Here is a 15132-nt window from a genome sequence, read left to right as displayed (position 1 = left end):
GGTGGCAAGTCCGCATCGCGGCTTCGCCGTCAGGAGGAAACAAGACGCGCCAAGGCGCGGGAGAAAGGTCTAAGGCCTGACGTCGTGGATGTGGCCCGGTTCCGGCAGGTATCCGGCACCGTCCAGCGCGGCCATGACTTCGGGGAGGCTGTCCGCGCGCAGGCGGCGCTCCAGGTGCACCAGGGCCAGCGCGCCGGGGCTGGCCATGCGGGCCAGCTGCACGGTCTCCTCCACGGACCCGTGCCCGGGAGAGCCGGGTGCGATGGAGTAGGCTTCCTGCACCAGCAGGCCTGTCCCCCAGGCCAGGGCCAGGCATTCGGCCGAAGGCGCGCCGTCGCCGGAATAGTAGAGGCTGGCCGCCTCGTCCTCCAGGCGCAACGCCAGGCACGGCTCGGGATGGGTGGTGAAGGCCCCCGAAAAGCTAAGGCCCGACATCTCCAGCGGCTCGCCGGGCAGGCACTCGTCGAACTTCAGGGCGAACCCCAGGTTCTCGCGCAGATTCGGGTAGGCCAAGTCCAGGGCCCGGCACACGGCCATGCCCACGCCCTGGCGTCCGGCCACGTGCAGGTCGCGCGTGCGCCCGGACTGGGTCAGACGCGCGGCCAGGGCCGGAAAGCCCAGGAAGTGGTCGCCGTGGAAGTGCGACAGCCAGACGATGTCCGGCCCGTCTGGGGCGGCGTCCAGGCTCGGGCCGTGGCGCCAGTAGGAATAGGGGGCGGTGAAGCCGCAGTCGAGCAGCACCTCGCGCCGCGCGCCGTCCGAGAAGGCCTCCACCAGCAGGCAGGTGTTGGGCTGGGCGTCGTCGAACGCCTCGCCCACGCCGCAGAAAAGGACACGCACCGCCTAGAAGCCCTTGGAGCCCTTGCGGGCCTCCCAGCGGCCCACGATGAACCCGCACAGGATGCCCACCACGCAGCTCATCATGCAGGTGATGCCGAAAAAGCCTATGAGGGCGTTGATCTCGCCCACCGTGCGTGATCCGAACAGGATGTGGAAGAATCCGTAGAGCATCCAGATGATCATGCCCGCGTGGAAGCCGTAGAACAGGCCGTCCATCATGCGGTCGTGCACCTCGGAAGACTCGATGTAGCGGTAGCAGATGAGCTGGCTGATCACGCCGAACAGGGTGATGGAGCCGAACGAGGCCAGGAACTGGATAAGGACGGTGATGACCGACGCGTAGAACGGGTCCTTCTTGAACACCGAGATGAGGAATGCGGGAACGAGGCTGAACAGCCATATCCCCACGACGATCAGGTCTTCGCGGTGCGGGGCCAGGAAGGCGGGGGATTTTTCAAGCTTGCGTTTTCTGGGGATGATCATGGACGTAAGGCTCCCGATTGATGGCGGACAAATCCGCCCGTGGGTAAAGCTAATGCCATCGTTGCCGGAAAGCAAGCAGGGCGAGCCTCTTGCCAGCGAAATCCCCTTGGGGGTATCCTGCCACCAATGCGCACAGCCCTCATCGTCCTGCTTCTGGCGCTGTCCCTGGCCAGGCCCCACGCCTCGCCGGCCCAGAACGCCGCCTCTCCCGAAGAGCTGGAGGAGCGCGGCGGGCTGGTCCATAAGGCCGGCGACCCGGCTCCGTACAGCGGCATCGTCCAGGACTACCACCACTCCGGAAAGCCCCGGTTGGAAGCCCGCTACGAAGCGGGCAAGCTTGTCTCCAGCAAGGTCTGGTACGAAAATGGCCAGTTGGCCGAGGAAGTCAACGTCACCCAGGACGCCTGGTCCATCCGCCGCTTCAGCGAGAACGGCGCCCTGGAGGAGGAGACCCTGGCCAAGTTCCAGAACGGCCGGAAGGTTTCCGAACAGTCCAAGGTCTGGTACGAGAACGGCCAGCTCAGGACCGAGGCGGGATTCTCGGCCGGAAAGCTGCAAGGCCCGCTCAAGGAGTACGACCAGTCCGGAGCCCTGGTCCGCGACGAGGTCTACGATCAGGGTAAGCTGGTCAAGAAGAACAAATAGGAGCGCCCATGAAACGCATCCTCGCCGCAACGGCGGCCCTGGCCCTTCTGGCCGGCTGCTCGGGGGAAGATCTCAAGAAGCAGCTGGAAAAGAAGAACCAGCTTCTGGCCGCCCAGGAATCCGAAATCAAGAAGATCAAGGACGACATGGCTTCCCGCGAGGCCGACCTGAAGAACCAGTGCGAGCAACGCATCCAGAAGCTCGCCGCCCAGCACAAGCAGCAGGTGGACGCCCTGAACGCAAAGATCGCCGACCTGAGCAAGAAAAAGGACAAGGAGGCCGACAAGGCCCAGAAGACCGACGCCTCCAAGACCAAGTCCAAGTCCAGGCGCTAATCCGGCGTGGCAGCAAAGCCCCGCCCGGACGTGCGCGGAGCGTCTTGCATGCCCAACGCACCCGATGCGTCCTGCGCGCCGGGAACGTCCGGAGCTCCCCGAGCCCCCGACCTGTCCGCGCCCACCTTCTGGGACAAGGTGCGCATCCCCCGCTTCAGGTCTCCCGCGCCGCGCCTGATCCTGTTCACCAGCGGCTATTTTCTCCAGCGCGAGATCGCAAGCGCCTGCGCCCGCCTGGGCTGGGCGGTCCTCGAACTGCCCCTGCCCCGGGGGGGGCGCGGTTCCAGTGCCTTCGTGGAATCCCTGCTCACAGCCGCCGCCACCTTCGCCCCGGACTTCGCCCTCACCGTCAACCACCTGGGTCTGGACCGCCAGGGCGAGCTGGCCTCCCTGTTTACGCGCATGGCCTTGCCCCTGGCCTCCTGGTTCGTGGACAGCCCGCGCCTGATCCTGCACGACTACCCGGGACAGGCCACCGCGTGGAACGCCGTATTCACCTGGGACCAGGACACCGTGGCCCCGCTCTCGGCCAGAGGGTTCGAGCTTGTGCGCTACCTGCCCCTGGCCACGGACACCACGCTTTTCACGCCCCAGGCCCCGGGCGACCCGTCCTGGGCGGCAGAGGTCTCCTTCGTGGGCGACTCCATGATCCGCCCCGCGGCCCGGCTGGAAAAACGCCTGCCCCGCGCGGCGCTCGCCCTCGCCAGGCACGCGGCCGGCGGCTTCGCCGCGTCGGACACGCGCGAGTCCCTGGACTACATGCGGGGCGACGCCCCGGAACTCCACGCCGCCTGGGAGGCGCTCGCGGACCCGCGGGCCAGGCTCGACCTGGAACAGTACGTCACCTGGGAGGCCACCCGCCTCTACCGCCTGGAGCGCGTGCGGCGGCTGCTCCCGTTTTCGCCGCTCATCGCCGGGGACAAGGGCTGGGGCGAACTGCTGCCCAAGGGAAGCTTCAGGCTCCGCGGCCCCCTGGACTACTACCGCGACCTGCCGGGATTCTACGGGGCGAGCCTCGTGAACTTCAACGCCACCAGCCTGCAGATGAAGGGCGCGGTGAACCAGCGCGTGTTCGACGTCCCGGCCTGCGGCGGCTTCCTGCTCACCGACCGGCGCGAGCAGATGCAGGGGCTGTTCGACGAGGGGAGCGAAACGGCATCCTACCGGCACCCGGAGGAGATCGCGGGGCTGGTCCGGCATTACCTGGACAATCCGGGAGAGCGGGAAAAAATCGCCATGGCGGCCAGACAGCGCGTGCTGGCCCAACACGACTACACCCACCGCATGAAGGACATGCTCAGGGCGCTCAGGCGACGCTACGCGTAAACGGAGGAAGGTGTGGAGCCTGCGCTACCAGGTGCGGGCGCGGCGGCGCTCCTCGGCCTCGACGGCCCGGGATTTGGCCGTGGCGTCTTTCAACACCTCCCTGGCCTCCTTGATCCTTTCCGGATCGCCGGAGGCTTCGGCCTTGGCCAAGTTCGCCTGGGCCCTGTTCATCTGTTCGGCCACCAGCGCCTTCTCGTCCTGGTACGTCTGGCCCTTCATGTAATGGAGATTGCGTTCGTACACTTCGAACTTGCCGCAACCAGCCGCGAGAAGAACGACAAAAACTACCAACGCCACATATCTCTTCATGGAATCCCTATGGCTTGTTTTCGTGAGGAAGACCAGACCCTTTAAGCCAAGTCCCCCCCTCGCGTCCATCGGTTACGCGATTTCTGAACAAACCTTAATCGAGCATGTAGTTCAGGGGGTCCACGGGCTGGCCGTTCACCCGCACCTCGTAATGCAGGTGCGATCCCGTGGTGCGCCCGCTCATGCCGGACTGGGCGATGCGCGTCCCGCGCGCCACCTCGTCGCCGGGTTCCACCTCGGAGGACTTCAGGTGGGCGTAGATCGTGCTGATCCCGTGGCGGTGCTCCAGCACCACCATGAGGCCGTAGCCCGATTCGTAGCCCACCGAGACCACCTTGCCGTCCGCCGGCGCGGCTACGCCCGAGCCCACAGGCACGCCGATATCCACGCCCTTGTGGAACTCGCGGGAACGAGACATGTAGCGGTAGCCGAAATCGGAATTGATGGGGCCGTGCACCGGCCAGATGGACGGCCTGGCCGCGAACTCCAGGGCGCGCTCGCGCATGATGGAGGCCAGCTGGCGCTGACGGCTCTCCTGGAAGGCGATTTCCTCCACCAGGGCGCGGGCCATGGCCGTGAGCTGCCTGGCCAGGCGCTTCTCGTCGCTGTCCCCGCTCTCCACCATGGCCGCCGTGCCCACGGCGCGCATCTCCCCGCCCGCATCGGCCAGGTTGGTGACGCAGGCGAGCTTGCCGTTCAAGCTGGCCACGGGGATCATGATCCGGCGCAGTTCCCCCAGACGCTCGTGGGCGCTGAGCAGGGCCACCCGCTCCGCCTCGCGCTTGGTGCGCACGTCGTGCACCCGGTTGCGCAAGTCGTTGAGCCCCGCGATCTCGGGCAGGCGCCAAGCCAGGTGAATGGCCCCGGCAACCGAGAGGGCCATGAGGGCCACCGGCAGCCAGGCCGGAATCCTGAAGCCCCAGCGCAGCCGCCCGTCGCGGGTCCGGCGGTAGACGACGTAGGCGCCGCGCATGTTCATTGTTCGCTCAGCCATTTTTCGAGGGTGGGGGGATCGAGCTCCAGGTCGGCCTCCTGGCGCAGATCGCACATGGCGTTGAGCTGGAGCCCTCCCTGGAAGATGAACACCGGGGAATCCGCCGAGACCACCACAACGATGACGCCCGGGTGCATGGCCGTGAACCGCAGGGCCGAGTTGAAGCGCGCCCCGCGCGAGCGGTCCTCGGACTCCACGGACCGGCCGTCCAGCAGGCAGGCGAAGGCGCGCAACTCGCCGCCGCCGGTGAGGTGCAGCGCGCCGTCGAGCTTGGCCAGGGACTTGGCCAGGTCCAGGTGCAGCGGATCGTCGAGGAAAAGGGACGGGTGGACGCTCTGCCCGGCCAGGGCCGGATGGGTGGCCTTGGGGTCCAGCACCAGGGTGCAGCCGAAGCCTTCCACGCGCGCCTCGTCCACGATGGCGCTGGCCACCTGGAACAGGGAGTGCCCCTGATCGGGACCGGCCTGGGCCTCCAGCAGGGCCTCCTCCAGCACCACCAGGTTGGGCTTGCGCGTGGTGGACTGGTAGACGCCGTCCACGAAGCTGCACACGGGCTTGCCCCCCAGGCGCAGGAAGCCGAAACGGTCCTGGAAGTCGGCGGTGAGCCGGTTGGCGAGCCCGTTGGCCGGACCGCTCACCCCGAGCACCCTGTCGCCGTCGCTGACCAGCCTTCGGCTGGAGTTCTCCACGCACGACAGGAGCTTGCGCACGTGCTTGGCATTGTGCAGGTATGGCCGCTCGACCTCGGGGAAGCGGATCAGCCAGGGCACGTTGTCCGCGTCGGACGGTTCCACGAAGATGACCTGCCCGGTGGGACGCGCCCCCTCCTCGCGGGTGGTGGATATGTCCAGCACGGCCGCCAGGATGGGATAGAGCGGAATGTGGGGGGGCCGGCCCAGGCCCTTGCTCATTTCGGCGAAAATGTGGTTGCGCACGGCGTGGTGCTCGAAAGCCTCCAGGGCGTGCTTGGAGGCGGAGGTGAAGAACGCGCCCTCGGAGGCGTAGTCGTGGGCCAGCAGCCAGACGGCGTGCTCGAGCCAGCGTTCGGTGGGCCCGGTGGAGCACATGTTTGGGTGCCGTTCCGTGAACCACATCTGGTAGAAGAGCGGCTGGGAGTAGCCACCGGCGCAGATGAGCCCGGTGAGGTGGAGCTTTTCGGCCCAGGCGGCCTGGCCGAAGGGCTTCATGGCAGCGGTGTCCGGGGCCATGTCCCGCCACCCGGACGATTCCAGGAAAACCTTGGCCAGCTTGGGCTCGTGGCCGCGCAGAAGCCGCCTCGGATCGTGGACCACGAGAGGCGCGTCAGGCGTCTCGGCCATGATGAGGGCTGCCCGGCTGGGTCCGGAAAAACGGCTCAGGCCCTGTCTCAGGCCCTCGAGCACGTTGCGCGCTGAGATCTGCTTGGCTGTGCTTAGGATCATGGCCCTGCCGGACGCGACGGCCCCGAGGCCACCCCCGCTTCGGTCGCGGAGGATGTGATGTTCGAGCGTGAAAGGGGAAAAGACCGGTCCGAAATACCCCGGTGGAGGCGTCCGTGGCGCGCAAAGTATGTCAAAGAGACCGGCTTGGCAACCCCGGCTTAAGCCCAGGCCCGAGACATGGTCAGCTCGTTGCGCCCCGCGTCGCTGGAATAGCGCACCTGCTCCATCACCTCGCCCATGATCCGAAGTCCCCAGCCCCCCAGGGGCATGTTCTGGAGGTCCTCGCCGGCGGGGACCTTGGGCAGGGCGTCGGGAAAGGTGGAGAATCCCCGGCCTCGGTCGGCCACGGTCACGATGAGCTTCCCCTTGGCCAGGCTCAGGGAGACCTCCACAGGGAAACCCTCCTTCTGGTCGTAGCCGTGGATGATGGCGTTGTTCACCGCCTCGCACACGGCCAGCTCCACCAACGGGATGTCGTGGCGGGGGCCAGGCTCGTTCTCCAGGATGCCCCGCACCGCGTTGCCCACCAGGGAGACGTTGTCCAACGAGCTGTCGATGGTCATCGTAAGCGTTCTGGTTTTGGGCATCACCGCCTCCCCTGGGTTCGGGCGAGGCTGTCCACAGCCTGGTCCACCGAGGAGTAAAGGCTCACGAGACCCTGGTCCAGCCTGGTCACCTCGAAGAGCTTGCGGACCTGGGCGCCCGCCCCGGCGCAGGCTATCCGCCCCTCCCCGGCCAGCCCCTGGAGCGCCGACAAAATCACCGCCAGGCCCGTGGAGTCCATGAAGCGCACCGCGCCCAGATCCAGGGCGATGAACTTCTGGCCCCGGGCCAGCACCTGCTCGAGCCTCCGGCGGAATTCGCCGCATCCGCCGGCGTCCAGGCGCGTCCCCAGGGGGGCCAGCACGGTCACGCCGTTGATCACGCTCTCCACCACGGTCATGGATTCCTCCCGTCCGGGGGGATCCCCCTCCCGAACCTTACCAACAGCACGGACAGGTCGTCCTGAGGACTCGCCTTGCCCCCGAAAGCCTTGATCTCGCGGCGCAGTCCGGAAAGAGCCTCGTCCGCGCCCAGTCCCGCGCATCCGTCCAGCCAGCGCCGCAGGCGCTTGACGCCGAAGCGGCGACCCCTTCTGTCCTCGAATTCCGTCAGGCCGTCGGTGTAGACAGCCAGCATGTCCCCGGGTCGGACTTCGACCAGTCCGATTTCGAAGGGCAGCAGCCCTCCCAGGCCCACCACCGTGCCTCCCGCGTCCAGTTCCTCGACGCCTCCCGAGGCCCGGACCAAAAGCGGCGGGGGGTGCCCGGCGTTGGAATAGCTGATGGAGCCCGCCTCCAGATCGGCGATGCAGTAGAACATGGAGAAGTAGCGGTCGAAACGGGTGAGGGGAAACTCCGCGTCCAGCGCGGCCAGCACCTTGTCGGGCCCGTACCCGGCGCGAGAATGGAACTGCAGGGCCTGGGCGGCGGCCGCCGCCACCAGCGCCGAGGGCACCCCGTGCCCGCTCACGTCGAGCATGTAGGCCCCGATGTGGTCCGGCCCCAGGGTGAGGATGTTGAAGATGTCCCCGCCGATGGTAGCGCTGGGCTCGAAGAGCCACCGGGCCTCGTAGCGGGAATCCGGGGCCAGGTCCTTGGGCAGGAGGCTCTTCTGGATCTCGGCCGCGGCCTTGAGGTCGCGCTCAAGCGACGCCTGCTGTTCGGCGAGGCGCCTGGTGAAAAGCCGCTGCGCCTCCTCGGCCTTGCGCCGGGCGGTGATGTCGCGCACGATGCAGATGGATATGGTCCTGGAGGGCAGATCCACCGTGCTCATGGAGAGTTCCATGGGGAAACCCGTCCCGTCCTGCCTGAGCCCCATGACCTCCCGGGCGGACGCGCCCGCGCGAGGCGGAGGCGCGTTCAGGGCCGCGGGAGCGATCAGGTCCAGGGAGCGACCCGCCATCTCGGCGCTTGTGTAGCCGAACATGGCCTCTGCGGCGCGGTTCAGGGTTTCGATGCGCCCGCCCCGCTCCACCGTGATGATGCCGTCGGCGGCCCCGTCCAGGATGGCCCGCAGCCGGGCTTCCCGCTCGCGCATGGCCTCCTCGGCCTGCTTGCGCCCGGACACGTCCACGCCCACGATCAAGTAGCCCTCCACCCCGTGTGGGCCCTCTATGGCCGACAGGGCCAGCTCCGCCGCGAAACGGCCGCCGTCCTTGCGGACCAGGGTCCATTCGCCGGAATCCCTGCGCCCTGACCGGGCCAGGGCCATGACCACCCCTACCCCGGCGTAGGTCCGGCCGTCGGCCAAGCCGAGCGCCTTGCCGCGCGCCGAAAGCTCCTCTTCGTCCAGGAAGGCCAGGGGGGTTTCCAGCCCTTCCATCTCGGCGGCGGCGAACCCCAGCAGGTTGGCCGCGCCGGGGTTGAACATGGTGATGATCCCGCTTTGGCTGATGGCCACGATGACCACCCGGGAAGCGGCCTCCAGCACCCCCTTGAGCCTGCCGGAAAGCTCCTCCAGGGATTGCAGGGCGAGCTCCCTGGACACGGACATGGTGCGCAACTCGGCGTTGAGCCGGATGACCTCCAGAGTGCCGCGCCGCAGGCGTTCGGTCTGCTCGTGCTCGCCGGTGATGTCGCGGGCCAGGAAGGCCAGGGCGGGCGCGTCCTCGCCCGGTTCCCCGCCGGGCACCGGCAGCATGGAGGCGGCGGCCATGCGGGGCTGGTCGTCGGTGCCGCCCAGGCGCAGAAGCGCGGTGCGGGCTTCGCCGAGCTCCTGCGCGACGCGCAGGAGCTCCAGGAAGCTCGCCCGGCTTTGGCCGGGCAGAAGCTCCACGGCGGGCTGACCGGGCGGGGGCGGCCCCGGCAGGCCAAAGAGCGACGCAGCGCCGGGGCTGGCCGAGAGCACGCGCCCGGAACGGTCCAGCACGAGGCTGGCGAGGGCCTCGCTGGCGGCCAGCGCCCTGGCCAGTGGCAACAGGTCCCGGGCGGCGGACTGCGCAGGCGGGGCGAGCGGCGATGACGGGTCGTGGGGCATGTGGGGCATCTCTCACGCCGATCTATACATCCTTGCCGCCAAGAAACAATCCTCTTCTGCGCCGCCAACACTAGAACCGCCTTGCCTTGAGGCTTCACGGCGGTGTAAGCCTCGAAACGGCAAGCAAACCAAGCATGGAACCGGGAGCGTCGCGGTGGAGTCATCGAACAGACGGGCTGACTACAGGGTTGAAGTCCCCGGCTCCTACGTCAGGGAGATCGCGGTCTGGTTCTGTCCCTGCAAGAACTACGTGCGCCTGTCGGCCGAGGAGCTTGGCCGGCCGCACCTGCTGTCCTCGCGGCTGGGCTCCGGGCGCATGGTCCTGTCCGACCTGTCCATCCGGGGTTTCGGCCTGCTGGCCTCCATCCCCCAGGAGGCCATCGACAAGCTTCTGTCGGCCAAGGCCTGTTTCAGCTACCTCCAGCTCTGGGATCCCTCGGCCGACGACCCCTACGGGGTGCTCTCGGTGTTCACCTATAACGATCTCGTCCGGGTGGCCGAGAAAAACGGCGCGCTGTTTCTGGGATCACGTTTCGTGCGCTTCGCGGTGGGCTCGCGGCTGGAGAAGTCCCTGGATTTCCTGGACGCACAAGCCTGCGGCGTCTCCGCCCTGGCCCACTGGTGCGACAACATCTCCCGGGGGGTGGCCATCGCGCCCGGACGCCCCTGCGGCGGACTGGACATGGACAACCTGCTCACCGAGATTGAGACCGCCCTGACCAATCCGTGCCAGGGGGGCGAGGAGCAATCATGACGGCTATTCTTGGAATCCTGGTGGTCGTGTGCTGCGTGGCCGGCGGCTACTGGGTGGCGGGGGGCAAGTTCGGCGTGCTCCTGCAGCCGGCGGAGATACTGGTCATCGGCGGAGCGGCCCTGGGGTCGCTGCTCATCGCCTCCACCAAGACCACCCTGTCGCTGTTGCTGAGTCACCTGGGCGACGTGTTCTCAGGCAAGCACTACGGCCGCGACGACTACCTGGAAGTCTTGAGCCTGCTGGCCCGCCTGCTCATCAAGATCCGGCGCGAGGGTCTGGCCAGCGTGGAGAACGACATCGAGCACCCCGAGTCCAGCGCCATCTTCTCCACCCATCGGCGCATCCGCGACGACTCCCAGGTGGTGCGCTTCATCTGCGACACCTTCCGGGTGTACCTGGTCACGGGCGAGCCCGCCGAGATCGAGGGCATCATGCATGCGGACATGGAGTCCATGCACACGCTGGCCTCGCTTCCGGCCCACAACATCTCCAAGGTGGCCGAGTCCCTGCCGGGCCTGGGCATCGTGGCGGCGGTGCTGGGCGTGGTGCTCACCATGCAGAAGATCACCGCCCCGCCCGACGAGCTGGGCCACTCCATCGGCGCGGCCCTGGTGGGCACGTTCCTGGGCGTGCTCATGTGCTACGGGTTCGTGGGCCCCATGGCCACCAAGCTGGAAAACCGCTCCCAGGAACGCGAGGCGTTCTTCGGCGTCATCCGGGCCACCATCTCCGGCACGGCCCACGGGGCCACCCCCATGATCGCCCTGGAATTCGGCCGCCGCTCCGTGCCGGACTTCTACCGCCCCACCTTCGAAGAGATGGAGCGCATGATCCGGGGTTAGACCATGGCCGCAAAACACGCATCCACCCCCATCCGCGCGAGCTCCCGGCGTCCTCCCAAATTCCACGGCGGCAGCTGGAAGGTGGCCTACGCCGACTTCGTGACGGCCATGATGGCCTTCTTCCTGCTCATGTGGATACTCAACATCGTGCCCAAGGACGTGCAGAAAGCCCTGGAGACCTACTTCAAGGCCGACACCAACCTGGGCAAGGTCAGCCCCGACCCCAACTCCGCCCTCATGGGCAGCCCCGACGTGAAGCAGCAGCAGCTCTCCGAGGAGCAGGCGGCCCGGTACGCCATCGCCATGCGCTTCAAGAAGATCATCACCGAGGACCCCTTCCTCAAGCAGAGCTCCGGAGTCAGCTCCGACGACACCGGGGTGCTCCTGCGGGTCAACAACGACCTCATGTTCAAGGCGGGTTCCGCCGAACTGTCCCCGCAGGCCGTCAAGGTGGTCAAGGAAGTCCAGGATGTACTCAAGACGTTCAACCTGTACCTGGTGGTGCGCGGCCACGCCGTTCCAGGCGAGTACAAGGCCGGGACATTCCCCTCCAACTGGGAGCTCTCGGGAGCGCGCGCCGGGGCGGTTGTCCGGGCCGTGCTCGCGGACAAGGCCATTGCCCCCAACCGCATCCGGGCGATCGCCTACTCCGACACCCTCCCCCTCTCCCCGGCCCTGACCCCGGAGGGCGAGGCGCTCAACCGCAGGGTCGAGTTCTATTTCCACCGGCCGGAAGTCATGAACTACCGGGTCGTGAACTAGACATTCCATGCCTTCTTCGCTCAAGAGCCGGGTCCTCTTCCTGGTGACGGCCATCATGGCCGCGTCGGCGGCCAGCGCCTTCGGGCTGATCTGGTACTCCTACTCCGGCAGCCAGTTGGCGGAGCAGCAGGAGCGCCTGTCCCAGACGCTCACCATGGCGGCCAGCCTCCTGCGCGACCGCCACGAAGACCAGGCGAGCAACCGAACCAGGCTCATCAAGGAACAGCGGACCGGACTCAAATCGGACCTGGCCCTGTTCGTGGGCGCCCTCGAAGAACAGTACGCCTCAGCCCAGGCCGCGGGGAAATCCACGGAAGCAGCCCAGCGCGACGTTCTGGCCGCGGCGGCCCGGATCAGCGAACGCACCGGGCACGACTTCTTCATCTTCGACAAGAACCTCTCCGGACTGTTCCACACGGACCAGTCCCTGGCCGGGCGCAACTGGCGCGACATCAAGGGGGACTCGGGGATCGGGGCGCTGGAATTCGCCGCGAGCATCGCAGACCGCGACGGCTGGGACACGCTGCTCGTCCAATGGCCCACGAGCGCCGCCGGAGTCGCGGCCAGGCATCTGGCCTGCATCACCACCTTCGCGCAATGGGGATGGTACCTGGGCGTGAGCGTCGATTATGAGCACCTGGCCTCCCGGGCCACCCAGGACAGGCTGCACATGGTCCGGGGCCTGCTCGACTCCCTGTCCCGGGTCAGCCTTGGCCGGACCGGACGCATGTTCGTCCTGGAAGCCAACGGGGCCTCGTTCCTTCTTGTACCGACGGGGAACGCCCGGGCCGTGCTGGACGCCCATGAAAATGAACTGAGGGTCGCCCTGGCCAATCTCGAGTCCCCCTCTCATTTCTCCTGGAACGACGGGCAGGGCGGATACGTGGCCCAGGCCCTGTTCCTTCCCGGAATGGGCTGGGAGCTGGGCATCATCATGGAGCAGGACGAACTGGCCGAGCCCGCCGTGACCCTGGCCAGGCGGCTGGGCTACGCCCTGCTCCTGGTGTTCGCGGCCGGCGCCGCGCTGGCCGCGATCATGACCCAGAAGCTCACCCGTCCTATCCTGGACCTGGCGGCCAAGGCGCGGGACTTCAACCTCATCGACGGCGCGGGGCCGGAAACCGCCAGGCAGCTACGCGGGCTTGCGCAGCGCAATCCCGGCGAAACGGCGATCCTGGCCTCGGCCTGGGCCGACACCCTCGACGCTCTGGACGCGGGCATCTCCGGGCTGCGGGAGGCCGCGGCCACGCAGCGGGCCACAGCAGGAGCGCTGGCCGCATCGAAGCACGAGCTGGAAGAACTCAACCTGGAGCTGGAAAACCGCGTCGGGGTGCGCACGGCCGCGCTGGAAGCGGCCAACGCCCGCCTGCGCAACAGCGAAGCCCGGTACCGCAGCCTGTTCATGAACTCCCCCGTGGCCTTCCTGGAGGTGAACCTCGCTTCGCTCCTGCAGTTCCTGGCCTCTCCCGAGATGGCCTCCGTGGACGACGTCACGGCCCTGGCCAAGCGCAAGCCGGACTTCGCGGCCGACCTCCTGGGCATGGTCAGGGTCCTGGACGCCAACCCGGCGGCGGTGGAGATGGCTGGAGCCGCCTCCAAGGCCGAACTGCTGGCCAACCTGGACCGCATCGTCCTCCCCCAGTCGTTCGGGCTCCTCAGGGGGAGCGGCGTATTCCGGGCGGGAGCGCCGTCCTGCGGCTACGAATCCACCTTCAGGACCATCGGCGGGCGCATGCGGCACACCATCGTGGGCCTGCGCCCCCTGCCCGGCTCCGAGCAGTCCATGGACCGGGTGCTCATCTCCGTCATGGACATCACGCGCCTCAAGGAGGGCGAGGAGGACCTGCGCGCCGCCCACGAACAGGCCCAGTCGGCCAGCAAGGCCAAGACCGACTTCCTGGCCAACATGAGCCACGAGATACGCACCCCCATTTCCGCCATCCTCGGACTGGCGGAACTCTCACAGCGCAACGCCGATCCGGCCAAGACCGCCGTCCACCTGCGCATGATCGCCGAATCCGCCCAGACCCTGCTGGGAATCATCGGGGACGTGCTGGACCTCTCGCGGGTGGAGGCCGGGAAACTCTTCCTGGACGACAAGCCCTTCGACCTGGCCGTTGTGGTCAATCGGGCCGCGGGAACCTTCCGGGCGGCCTGCGCGGACAAGGGCCTGGACCTGGCCGTGAACCTGGCCCCAGGCATTCCCGGCGGCCTCACCGGCGACCCGGTCCGCCTGGGCCAGATTCTGGCAAACCTCGTCGGCAACGCCGTCAAGTTCACCGCCTCCGGGCGCATCGACGTCACCGTGACGTCCCTGGAAGACGGGCTGGGAGACCTGCCCGCAAGCCCGCAGGACGGAGACGATGTCGTCCTTCTCTTCAGCGTCGAGGACACCGGCATCGGCGTCCTCCCGGAACTGACCGGGGTCATCTTCGACAGCTTCCGCCAGGCCGACTCCTCTTTTTCCAAGTCGTACCAGGGTGTCGGCCTCGGCCTGGCCATCAGCCGGGAACTGGCCGCGCTCATGGGCGGAAGGATCTGGGTGGAAAGCCAGCCCGGAAAGGGCAGCGCCTTCAGGTTCACGGCCCGTTTCGGCATCGACCGCGGCGCCCTCGCCTCCAGCCGGCGCGCGCTCCCTGCCGCCGGGAAATCGGCGGCGGGCGTGAGAATCCTCGTGGCCGAGGACAATACCGTCAACCGGCACGTCTTTAAGGAATTCCTGCTCTCGCAGGGCTACGCCGTGGCCTGCGTCACCGACGGCAGCCAGGCCCTGGAGGCGCTGGCGCGTGAGCCGTACGACCTGGTCTTCATGGACGTGCAGATGCCGGTGATCGACGGGCTGGAGGCGGTGCGCAGGCTGCGCGCGGGCGAATGCGGCGAGGCCGCCGCCGGCATTCCGGTGGTGGCCCTGACCGCCTACGCCATGAGCGGGGACCGTGAACGGTTCCTGGAGGCGGGCATGTCCGGCTACCTGCCCAAGCCCGTCCCCCTGGACCAGCTCCAGGCGGCGGTGGCGGAATTCGCGGGCTCGCCCGGCGATGTCCCTGAGCCGGCCCCTTCCCCGGGCGAGGACGTCCGGGAGGCCCTCAAGCCGCTTCAGGAGGAATTCATCGCCTACGTGGGCCAGCGGGCCTCGGACGCCCTGGGCCACGTCGCCGCGGGAGAGTTCGACATGGCAGCCAAGGCGGGCCATGACGTGAAAGGGACGTCCATGGCCTTCGGGGCGCACCGCGTGAACGAACTGGGAGCCATGCTGGAGGCGGCCTGCCAGGACGGCAACGCCGCCCTGGCCGCGAAACTGGCGGAAAAAATCCTTGAGGTCCTGGCGGAGCTGGAATCGCCGGGAGGGGTGGAAACGGATGGCGGCGCGGCCCCGGCCGTCACCGGCTAGCGTCGCGTCCTC

General features: G+C 67.8%; 15 protein-coding genes. 7 read left to right on the top strand and 8 right to left on the bottom strand.

Annotated elements, in window-relative coordinates; all coding sequences use genetic code 11:
• Positions 1-69: 69 nt before the first annotated feature.
• The gene (locus ML540_RS08050) at positions 70-840 is read right to left on the bottom strand and encodes an MBL fold metallo-hydrolase (protein ID WP_243359877.1); all 771 of its coding nucleotides are present in this window, start codon (positions 838-840) and stop codon (positions 70-72) included.
• A 3-nt stretch (positions 841-843) separates the two neighbouring features.
• A complete protein-coding gene (locus tag ML540_RS08045) occupies positions 844-1323 on the bottom strand; it encodes a hypothetical protein (protein ID WP_243359876.1) in 480 nt (159 codons plus the stop codon).
• A 126-nt stretch (positions 1324-1449) separates the two neighbouring features.
• Here ML540_RS08045 and ML540_RS08040 point away from each other — a divergent pair, with 126 nt between their 5' ends.
• Genes ML540_RS08040 through ML540_RS08030 form a run of 3 tightly spaced genes read left to right on the top strand, consistent with a single transcriptional unit; the run spans position 1450 to position 3629 of the window.
• The gene (locus ML540_RS08040) at positions 1450-1968 is read left to right on the top strand and encodes a toxin-antitoxin system YwqK family antitoxin (protein WP_243359875.1); all 519 of its coding nucleotides are present in this window, start codon (positions 1450-1452) and stop codon (positions 1966-1968) included.
• A gap of 8 nt (positions 1969-1976) precedes the next feature.
• Complete coding sequence (locus ML540_RS08035) at positions 1977-2303, top strand: lipoprotein (RefSeq protein WP_243359874.1); 327 nt, start codon at positions 1977-1979, stop codon at positions 2301-2303.
• 48 nt (positions 2304-2351) lie between these two features.
• A complete protein-coding gene (locus ML540_RS08030; protein WP_243359873.1) occupies positions 2352-3629 on the top strand; it encodes a CgeB family protein in 1278 nt (425 codons plus the stop codon).
• Positions 3630-3653: 24 nt separating this feature from the next.
• On the opposite strand, the gene ML540_RS08025 is transcribed toward ML540_RS08030, so the two are convergent.
• The 6 genes from ML540_RS08025 to ML540_RS07995 all read right to left on the bottom strand — a co-directional run bounded on the left by ML540_RS08025 (position 3654) and on the right by ML540_RS07995 (position 9371).
• Entirely contained in the window at positions 3654-3938 is a 285-nt protein-coding gene (locus ML540_RS08025; RefSeq protein WP_243359872.1) for a hypothetical protein, read from the bottom strand.
• 94 nt (positions 3939-4032) lie between these two features.
• Positions 4033-4917, bottom strand: a complete 885-nt coding sequence (locus ML540_RS08020; RefSeq protein WP_243359871.1) for a M23 family metallopeptidase — start codon at positions 4915-4917, stop codon at positions 4033-4035.
• Complete coding sequence (locus ML540_RS17795; protein ID WP_279343332.1) at positions 4914-6353, bottom strand: DNA integrity scanning protein DisA nucleotide-binding domain protein; 1440 nt, start codon at positions 6351-6353, stop codon at positions 4914-4916. The genes ML540_RS08020 and ML540_RS17795 overlap by 4 nt, the downstream gene beginning before the upstream one ends.
• A gap of 158 nt (positions 6354-6511) precedes the next feature.
• Positions 6512-6940 carry an ATP-binding protein gene (locus ML540_RS08005; RefSeq protein WP_243359869.1) on the bottom strand — a complete coding sequence of 143 codons (429 nt, stop codon included), beginning with the start codon at positions 6938-6940 and terminating at the stop codon, positions 6512-6514.
• Positions 6940-7296, bottom strand: coding sequence for an STAS domain-containing protein (locus tag ML540_RS08000; protein ID WP_243359868.1), 357 nt, complete (start codon positions 7294-7296; stop codon positions 6940-6942). Before ML540_RS08000 ends, ML540_RS08005 begins: the two co-directional genes overlap by 1 nt.
• Entirely contained in the window at positions 7293-9371 is a 2079-nt protein-coding gene (locus ML540_RS07995) for a SpoIIE family protein phosphatase (RefSeq protein ID WP_243359866.1), read from the bottom strand. Before ML540_RS07995 ends, ML540_RS08000 begins: the two co-directional genes overlap by 4 nt.
• A gap of 154 nt (positions 9372-9525) precedes the next feature.
• Here ML540_RS07995 and ML540_RS07990 point away from each other — a divergent pair, with 154 nt between their 5' ends.
• The 4 genes from ML540_RS07990 to ML540_RS07975 are packed head-to-tail and all read left to right on the top strand — an operon-like array spanning position 9526 to position 15120.
• A complete protein-coding gene (locus ML540_RS07990) occupies positions 9526-10125 on the top strand; it encodes a hypothetical protein (RefSeq protein WP_243359865.1) in 600 nt (199 codons plus the stop codon).
• Positions 10122-10967, top strand: coding sequence for a flagellar motor stator protein MotA (motA, locus tag ML540_RS07985; RefSeq protein ID WP_243359864.1), 846 nt, complete (start codon positions 10122-10124; stop codon positions 10965-10967). Before ML540_RS07990 ends, motA begins: the two co-directional genes overlap by 4 nt.
• A gap of 3 nt (positions 10968-10970) precedes the next feature.
• Positions 10971-11729 (top strand): OmpA/MotB family protein, encoded by a 759-nt coding sequence (locus ML540_RS07980; protein ID WP_243359863.1) that lies wholly within the window; start codon positions 10971-10973, stop codon positions 11727-11729.
• A 7-nt stretch (positions 11730-11736) separates the two neighbouring features.
• Positions 11737-15120 (top strand): response regulator, encoded by a 3384-nt coding sequence (locus tag ML540_RS07975; RefSeq protein WP_243359862.1) that lies wholly within the window; start codon positions 11737-11739, stop codon positions 15118-15120.
• The last annotated feature ends 12 nt before the right edge of the window (positions 15121-15132 follow it).

Source organism: Fundidesulfovibrio terrae (assembly GCF_022808915.1).
GTDB lineage: Bacteria > Desulfobacterota > Desulfovibrionia > Desulfovibrionales > Desulfovibrionaceae > Fundidesulfovibrio > Fundidesulfovibrio terrae.
The sequence above is the reverse complement of the archived record's forward strand: the minus strand, read 5'-3'. Positions and strand labels throughout refer to the sequence as shown.

Excerpts from the sequence above, each read along its gene's own strand:
- ML540_RS08025 (WP_243359872.1), bottom strand. The coding sequence starts at position 3,938 with ATGAAGAGATATGTGGCGTTGGTAGTTTTTGTCGTTCTTCTCGCGGCT.
- ML540_RS08030 (WP_243359873.1), top strand. The coding sequence starts at position 2,352 with ATGCCCAACGCACCCGATGCGTCCTGCGCGCCGGGAACGTCCGGAGCT.
- motA (WP_243359864.1), top strand. The coding sequence starts at position 10,122 with ATGACGGCTATTCTTGGAATCCTGGTGGTCGTGTGCTGCGTGGCCGGC.
- ML540_RS08000 (WP_243359868.1), bottom strand. The coding sequence starts at position 7,296 with ATGACCGTGGTGGAGAGCGTGATCAACGGCGTGACCGTGCTGGCCCCC.
- ML540_RS07980 (WP_243359863.1), top strand. The coding sequence starts at position 10,971 with ATGGCCGCAAAACACGCATCCACCCCCATCCGCGCGAGCTCCCGGCGT.
- ML540_RS08040 (WP_243359875.1), top strand. The coding sequence starts at position 1,450 with ATGCGCACAGCCCTCATCGTCCTGCTTCTGGCGCTGTCCCTGGCCAGG.
- ML540_RS08035 (WP_243359874.1), top strand. The coding sequence starts at position 1,977 with ATGAAACGCATCCTCGCCGCAACGGCGGCCCTGGCCCTTCTGGCCGGC.
- ML540_RS07975 (WP_243359862.1), top strand. The coding sequence starts at position 11,737 with ATGCCTTCTTCGCTCAAGAGCCGGGTCCTCTTCCTGGTGACGGCCATC.
- ML540_RS08020 (WP_243359871.1), bottom strand. The coding sequence starts at position 4,917 with ATGAACATGCGCGGCGCCTACGTCGTCTACCGCCGGACCCGCGACGGG.
- ML540_RS08005 (WP_243359869.1), bottom strand. The coding sequence starts at position 6,940 with ATGCCCAAAACCAGAACGCTTACGATGACCATCGACAGCTCGTTGGAC.
- ML540_RS17795 (WP_279343332.1), bottom strand. The coding sequence starts at position 6,353 with ATGATCCTAAGCACAGCCAAGCAGATCTCAGCGCGCAACGTGCTCGAG.
- ML540_RS07995 (WP_243359866.1), bottom strand. The coding sequence starts at position 9,371 with ATGCCCCACGACCCGTCATCGCCGCTCGCCCCGCCTGCGCAGTCCGCC.
- ML540_RS08045 (WP_243359876.1), bottom strand. The coding sequence starts at position 1,323 with ATGATCATCCCCAGAAAACGCAAGCTTGAAAAATCCCCCGCCTTCCTG.